Origin of the sequence: Vibrio sp. 10N.222.49.C9 (assembly GCF_041474985.1) — a bacterium.
GTDB lineage: Bacteria > Pseudomonadota > Gammaproteobacteria > Enterobacterales > Vibrionaceae > Vibrio > Vibrio crassostreae_C.
Window position 1 is genome coordinate 1 of record NZ_JBFRVD010001201.1, and the last position, 239, is coordinate 239.

At 40.2% G+C, this 239-nt stretch carries 1 pseudogene; it reads right to left on the bottom strand.

What is annotated here, in order from left to right:
- Window positions 1–67 precede the first annotated feature (67 nt).
- Window positions 68–239 (bottom strand): annotated as a pseudogene (locus AB4585_RS27565) (VOC family protein); the annotation flags it as partial.

Below are 239 nucleotides of genomic sequence, written 5' to 3' on the forward strand. Positions count from 1 at the left end.
ACAGATTGACCTTATGCATCTTGTACGTAAAATCTGGCGAGTTTCCGTGATGCAATACCTTAAGAATTTAATCTAGCACGTCTTCGCAAAACCTAAACAGATAACCGTCAGGTGTCTGGACGATAAATTGCTTCTGCACTGCGTTATGGTCACCACAGAGATATGACTTCGTTTCTAGATCTAGGTATATAGCATCTTTTGCAACCTTAGATACGTGCCAATATAGCGAATCTATATCC